The organism is uncultured Thalassolituus sp. (assembly GCF_950066645.1).
Classification (GTDB): Bacteria; Pseudomonadota; Gammaproteobacteria; order Pseudomonadales; family Oceanobacteraceae; genus Thalassolituus.
Genome location: NZ_CATMFB010000014.1, coordinates 110,947 through 117,716 on the forward strand (window position 1 = coordinate 110,947; position 6,770 = coordinate 117,716).

The 6,770-nt window shown below is 51.2% G+C and carries 4 protein-coding genes and 1 pseudogene; 4 read left to right on the forward strand and 1 reads right to left on the reverse strand.

Translation table 11 applies throughout. The annotated features are described in order from the left end of the window. The first annotated feature begins 8 nt into the window (after window positions 1–8). From guaA to Q1L85_RS13415, 3 genes are all read left to right on the forward strand, one after another. Complete coding sequence (gene guaA, locus Q1L85_RS13405) at window positions 9–1,586, forward strand: glutamine-hydrolyzing GMP synthase (RefSeq protein ID WP_300428185.1); 1,578 nt, start codon at window positions 9–11, stop codon at window positions 1,584–1,586. Window positions 1,587–1,922: 336 nt separating this feature from the next. Then, window positions 1,923–2,750 carry a 2OG-Fe(II) oxygenase gene (locus tag Q1L85_RS13410; protein WP_300433407.1) on the forward strand — a complete coding sequence of 276 codons (828 nt, stop codon included), beginning with the start codon at window positions 1,923–1,925 and terminating at the stop codon, window positions 2,748–2,750. Between the two features lie 211 nt (window positions 2,751–2,961). Further along, entirely contained in the window at window positions 2,962–4,179 is a 1,218-nt protein-coding gene (locus Q1L85_RS13415) for a hypothetical protein (RefSeq protein ID WP_300433409.1), read from the forward strand. Between the two features lie 3 nt (window positions 4,180–4,182). Here Q1L85_RS13415 and Q1L85_RS13420 read toward each other — a convergent pair whose 3' ends face one another. Further along, on the reverse strand, window positions 4,183–4,845 hold the full coding sequence (locus tag Q1L85_RS13420) for a nitroreductase (protein ID WP_300433411.1): 663 nt from the start codon (window positions 4,843–4,845) through the stop codon (window positions 4,183–4,185). A 276-nt stretch (window positions 4,846–5,121) separates the two neighbouring features. Here Q1L85_RS13420 and Q1L85_RS13425 point away from each other — a divergent pair. After that, a pseudogene (locus tag Q1L85_RS13425) lies at window positions 5,122–6,770 on the forward strand (hypothetical protein); the annotation flags it as partial.

Below are 6,770 nucleotides of genomic sequence, written 5' to 3' on the forward strand. Positions count from 1 at the left end.
AAAGCCCAATGTCACAAGACATCCACGCTCAACGTATTCTGATTCTGGATTTCGGTTCACAGTACACTCAGCTGATCGCACGTCGTGTCCGCGAAATCGGTGTCTTCTCTGAAATCCGTGCCTGGGACATGGACGAAGCGGAAATCCGTGAATACAACCCGACCGGTATCATTCTGGCGGGTGGTCCGGAGTCTGTGACTGAAGCGGGTTCACCGCGCGCACCGCAGGTGGTATTCGAACTGGGGCTGCCAGTACTGGGCATCTGCTACGGTATGCAGACCATGGCGGAGCAGCTGGGCGGTAAGGTAGAAGGTTCTAACATCCGTGAATTTGGCTATGCCCAGATTCAGGTTGAAGCAGATACAGCTCTGCTGAAAGACATCAAGGATCACGTCAGCGAAGACGGCAAGAGCCTGCTTGACGTATGGATGAGCCACGGCGATAAAGTCGCGAAAATGCCAGAAGGTTTCGGCCTGATGGCGTCGACGCCAAGCTGCCCGATTGCTGGCATGTACAACGCTGAGAAGAACTTCTTCGGCGTACAGTTCCACCCGGAAGTGACTCACACCCTGCAGGGTAAGCGTTTGCTGGAACACTTCGTGATGGACATCTGCGGCTGTGAAGCGCTGTGGACGCCAGCGAAGATCATCGAAGATCAGATCGAAAAAGTACGCGCTCAGGTCGGTGACCAGAAAGTACTGCTGGGTCTGTCTGGTGGTGTGGATTCGTCTGTTGTCGCAGCACTGCTGCACAAAGCCATCGGCGACCAGCTGACTTGCGTATTCGTAGACAACGGCTTGCTGCGTAAGAACGAAGGCGACGCAGTAATGGACATGTTCGCCAAGAACATGGGCGTTAAAGTGATCCGTGCTGACGCTGAAGATCTCTTCCTCGGTAAGCTTGAAGGTGTGTCTGACCCAGAGCAGAAGCGTAAGATCATTGGTAACACCTTTATTGAAGTGTTCGACGAAGAAGCAGGCAAGCTGAAAGACGTTAACTTCCTGGCTCAGGGCACTATCTACCCGGACGTGATCGAGTCTGCTGCCGCGAAAACCGGTAAGGCACACGTGATTAAGTCGCACCACAACGTGGGCGGCCTGCCAGAAGACATGAAGATGGATCTGGTAGAACCACTGCGTGAACTGTTTAAAGACGAAGTACGTAAGATCGGTCTGGAACTGGGCCTGCCTTACGACATGGTTTACCGTCATCCATTCCCGGGTCCGGGTCTGGGCGTGCGTATCCTCGGTGAAGTGAAGAAAGAATACGCTGATGTACTGCGTGAAGCGGATGCCATCTTCATCGAAGAACTGCACAACTTCGACTGGTACCACAAAACTTCTCAGGCATTCGTGGTCTTCCTGCCGGTTAAATCGGTGGGTGTCGTAGGTGACCAGCGTCGTTACGAGTGGGTAGTTTCACTGCGCGCAGTAGAAACCATCGACTTTATGACCGCTCGTTGGGCGCACCTGCCATACGAACTGCTGGAGAAAGTCTCGAACCGTATCATCAACGAGATCGAACACATCTCCCGCGTGGCTTACGACGTATCAAGTAAGCCGCCAGCGACCATTGAGTGGGAATAATCTCAGTAGTTCCTGTCGGTAACCTGTAAAATCAAATACCGACACTGAGTACGCTCAAAGCCGTTTCGCTGGTTTCGCGAAGCGGCTTTTTTATTTCACATGTTTTTCAGAGTAGCTCATGCTCAAGAGGGTGAGACAGCCCTATGCTGTGACGTATTCAGCTCTGGTCTAATTCTTTTGTTTGAAGGCTTTGCTTCCCTGATAACGACAGACTGACTTCTGGCATTTGTTTGAGGTCCCGTCCTTGGTTATGATCGCACGCACTGGTTAACGCGCTTCTCTTATTCTTGTTAACTTTATAGTATGCTTGATGAAGTTGATCTATGGATGTTTGAGATGAAATCTTACGAAGAGCTGGAAGCGGAAGTAAACACATTAAACGACTCAATCTCTGATTCTCCTTACTTGAACAATCTCGATTTATTAAAGCTAAGAGACTTCTGTGAGCAAGCCGATCCATTTCGTTATGTCTGCATTGATGGTATGTGGAAGGATGAGTTTCTTGAGCAGGTTATGAAAGAAGTTGCTGAAAACCAGTCCTGGGCAGGAGAAAAGCAGTTTTATGGGTCTCGAGAGAAGCGTTGGCAAGCTGATTGGAACAAGTTTCCGGAGCATGTGCATAGTTTGCTGTCGTATCTTAATCAGCCACTTGTTCTGAAAATTATAGAATTCATTACTCAAGAGAAATTCTTAGTTTCTGATCCTTATCTGGAAGGTGGTGGTATTCATTCAACAGGTAATGATGGGTTTCTAAAACTACATGCAGATTTTAATTGGAATGAGAAGCTCCAGCTATATCGAAGAATTAATATATTAGTTTATTTAAATAAAGACTGGAAAAAAGAATACGGGGGGCAGATTGAGTTGGCAGGAAAGGATTCTTCAGGAGAGTTTATATCTCAGGTCGCTTTAGAACCTATTTTTAACAGAACACTGATTTTTGTGACTGATGATAAGTCTTTTCATGGGCAGCCGAATCCTGTTAATCACCCTGATAAGAAACGAAGAAACTCCATAGCTGCGTACTATTATACTGCTGCTAAGCCAGACGACTCTTCAGATACTAAGCGTATTGGTACGAATTATGTAGGTGAGGATGGAAAATCGTTACAACCCTCGTTGTCGAAAAGAATATTGGCTCGGCTTGGAAGGGTTCTGAAGTGATTTCTCATTTGGTGGACATCAAATGAGAATATTCTGTTCAGGGGAGATTCGATGATTTTTCACAGCTGAATGATATAGGATGCGTGAAAGCCACCTTCGGGTGGCTTTTTTGTACCGAAAGTCGGGTGTAATGGCCGTGAAGCGGGCTCATTAGGGCAAAGTGCCGGGCGTAGTGCTATTCTCAATTATTATATTCCTTCGGAGTCATGCTATGCGTCGGGTGTTCTGGATGCTGGCGGCGTGGGTGTTTGCGGCGTCTGCTTATTCGCAGCCTTCAGATGTTACTGAATCTCTAAAGCTTCAGGGAGAGGTCTCGGGGGCGGCAGAGCGTGTACTGCAGTGCGTTGCCGGTCGTATGGTTGAGGTTTTACCTGTTTCTCTGACGTCCGCCGGACAAGGTATTGCAGATATTAAAGCAGGGCACATTGATGGCCTGATCAGTACTGGAGAAGGCGACGAGCTGGATACCTACACAACTGCTTCGGCGCCTTTTGTTCTGGAAGAGTGGTATTGGTACTTTTCTGGCCGGTCAGTAGAGGGGGGCTTCGAGCCCTCCGGGCACAAGTTGGGAGCGGTAAAGAAGAGCGCGCAGTATTACTGGCTTGAAGCACAGGGGCTGCGAGTCTCTGATGTTGCTGAAAGTAGCGCGGATTTGCTTCAGCTTCTGGTGGAAGGCCGGGTAGACGCGGTGCTGATGGATGAAAAACTCTTCAGTGATCTGAACACTGACCTGTCTGAAGCGCAGAGCGCAGTGATTGGGGGGCTGGCCAGGGAGTTCGAACGTTATGCTCCCGTACGTGTTCAGTTTGCGGATCATTTCCTGTCGGGGCACCCGGCATTTCTTGCTGATTTCAACCGTGTCATTGAGTTCTGCACTCAGGATGCCATCAGGCTGTCTAATGCTCAGCGCCAGCAGGTAATGTCTATCTATGAGTTCAGTATCCGCCGCCTGACCGGGCACCCTGAGGTGATCCGTATTCTTGAGTGGCAGAATCGCGAACGCGTGAACATCACCCACGCCGAAATCGACCAGTTAGACAGCCAGTGGCGGGAAGAGCTGAACAAGGACATCCGGCCAATGATTAATGCTGAACTGAGTCGCGAAATCTCACGTTTTCTGCGTCAGATTCAGGATGACAGTGAAGGCTTGTTTACTGAGATTTTTCTTGTTGGAAAGCGTGGACTGAATGCAGGCCAGAGTAACGTAACCAGCGACTTTTATCAGGGAGATGAAGAGCCCTATCAGCAGACTCTGGGATCTGATGGTCGCGACGTATACATCGGGCCGATCAGCTACGATGCCTCTTCGGAAGGTTTTCAGGTCAAACTCTCAGCCCGGGTGCTCAACGGCCACGGCGAGCCGATTGGCATGATGATGTTTGGTATCGATGCTGAGCGGGCATTTCAACCCGCTGATAATCAGCGCTGAGCGTTAGCGGATAAAGGTGACGGATTGATCCAGTTGCTCACGCTCTGTTCTGCACTGGTTCACTGGTGCGTCCGGTAGCGCATAGCCAAAGGACATACCGAAGAGGATCCCCAGCTCGTCGGGAATTTCCAGAATCTCTCTTACAGGGGCAGGAAACTGCCCAAGCGCGCCCTGCATGCAGGAATCAATACCCTGCTCTTTGAGCAGCAGGCTGACCGTCTGAGCATAAATTCCCATATCAACGGCGCCCATGATGCCCAGATAACGTTCCATGGTGAAGAAGGCAACGTGGGGGGCATCGAAAAACGCCCAGTTTCTTAGCATTGCCATGTTGCGTTTCATCTTGTCCTGGCGGTCAATGCCCATCGAAGAGTAGAGGGCATTGGCAGAGCCGAACTGGCGCTCTCTGTGGGCGCCCTCGTAGGCGATTTTCCAGTCGAAATCAGGGGTTGGAGCCTGCTGCTTCATGACTTCATTAATCAGCGCCTTTTTCAATGCATCCTTGCGCTCGCCGGATACCACATAGCAATGCCAGGGTTGCACATTGCAGTTCGACGGCGACTGTTGTGCGGCCTGGAATATCTGGCTCAGTGTCGCTTCCGGGACCGGATCTGGCATGAATGCGCGTGCGGAATAGCGGGCCTGAAGAATTGCTTCGACTGTCATACGGAGCGTCCTTTTTTATTGTGACTTGCAGGGCAGTGTGCCTGCTTTTGCTGGGATATACCCCAAAGACACTGTATCTGAATGTAACTAACCTGTATTTCCTATTGTTTACTTTTGTAAAGTGAACGAACGTTCTTTATCATCCGCACAATTATTGGGGAAACCACCCGATCAGGTGATTGTCGCCATACGCCATGCAATATAAACTCGCGTCAATTTTTGTAACGGATTGTGACAGGGCTCACAAAAATGAGCTTTGTCTGAATGGAGAAGCCTATGAACATCCTTCGTCGCTTAATACTCATTGCCCTGGGGACAACGGCCGTTGCTCACGCGGCGCCGGGTGGAGTTCAGACTCCTGACCTCTGGGTAAAGTCGGACGATGCGGGTGACATCGCAAGCTCCTGGCATGATCGTTCAGGCAATGGCCGTAACCTCGGTGCTCGCGGTAGCTGGGCACTCAGTGCTGCGGATGCCAGTCACAATTTCCATCCTTATACGACGGGTTACACCAGTAGCCGTTATTTCCGCAACAACGATACAGATATAGTGCCATCGGGTATCAATGAGACTCCACTGGCTATTTTTACTGTGTCCCGCACGTCGTTTTACGACACAGGAGATGTCGGGCGAATCACTGGTCTGGACAGCACCTCAGATCTGGCTGGCGAACCGGGTTTTTCTCTGGCGGCGAATAACGGGAGTGGCGCCGGGCGGTTGCTGCTGCGCGGCGAGCGCACATTTGGCTTCGCCCTTAATGCCTATCACCCGGGTACCGTGCCCCTGAGCGAGAACGTACTGGGCTACGCGACGATCGGTGGCAATGACAACCGTTCGTTTATCGTTGGCCTGAATGGCGCCGAACAGGGCTTCACCTCAAACTCATCTGCGATCACCCGGGGCGACAACCTCCTGGTGGGTTTTGGTTCTAAAGATGACGGTCAGCCATTTCAGGGCGACATCATGGAGGTGCTCTGGTACATCGGTGATCTGACGGCGACCGAGCGTCGCAAAATCAGCTCGTACCTGTCTCTGAAGTACGGGATCAACTTTGCCGGCGATTACCTGGCGAGCAACGGAACCATCGTCTGGGAAGACAGCGAAGATACGGGCTTCAATAAGCAGGTGTTTGGTCTCGCCCGCGATGATACCAGTGGCTTAAGACAGAAGGTGTCCCGCTCGGTGAAAAGCAGTGACCTGACACTGGCGCTGCAGAATGACTTTACCAGCTCGAACAAAAGCTCAGCCCGTACAGTCGGCTTTACTGGCAACCTGCAATTCTTTCTGACAGGCAGCAATGGCGGCAGTATGGCACTGCAGACTACCGAGCTGTCCTCCCCGTATTCTCAGCGCGCTGGTAAAGAGTGGCGCGTACAGAAAACCGGATTTACTCAGTCTGTTTCGATGAAATTTGCGGTTCCTGCGGGCCTGCCTTCCAGCGCCGTCATGTATCTGGTTCGCAAAAGCACAAACTCTGATTTCACGTCTGGCGGTGAGTCACTGGGCGTGATTGATCGGACTACTGGAGTAATCAGCGGTGTTCAACTGAACGATGGTGACTACTTCACCATCATGATCACCCTCGACAGTGACGGCGACGGCGTCGTCGATGCGATTGATGCGTTTCCAAATGATCCGGAAGAAACTCTTGATAGTGACGGTGATGGAATCGGCAACAACGCTGACCCGGATGATGACAATGATGGTGTCAATGACGGCGAAGATCTGTTCCCGCTTGATCCGTCCGAGTGGGCAGACACCGATGGTGATGGCACAGGTAATAATGCCGACACCGACGACGATAACGATGGTGTGTCTGATGAAGACGAAGCCACCAACGGTACCGATCCGCTGAACGCTGATACCGATGGCGACGGCAAAAACGACGGCGCTGAAGGCACCACAGATACTGATGGTGACGGCAT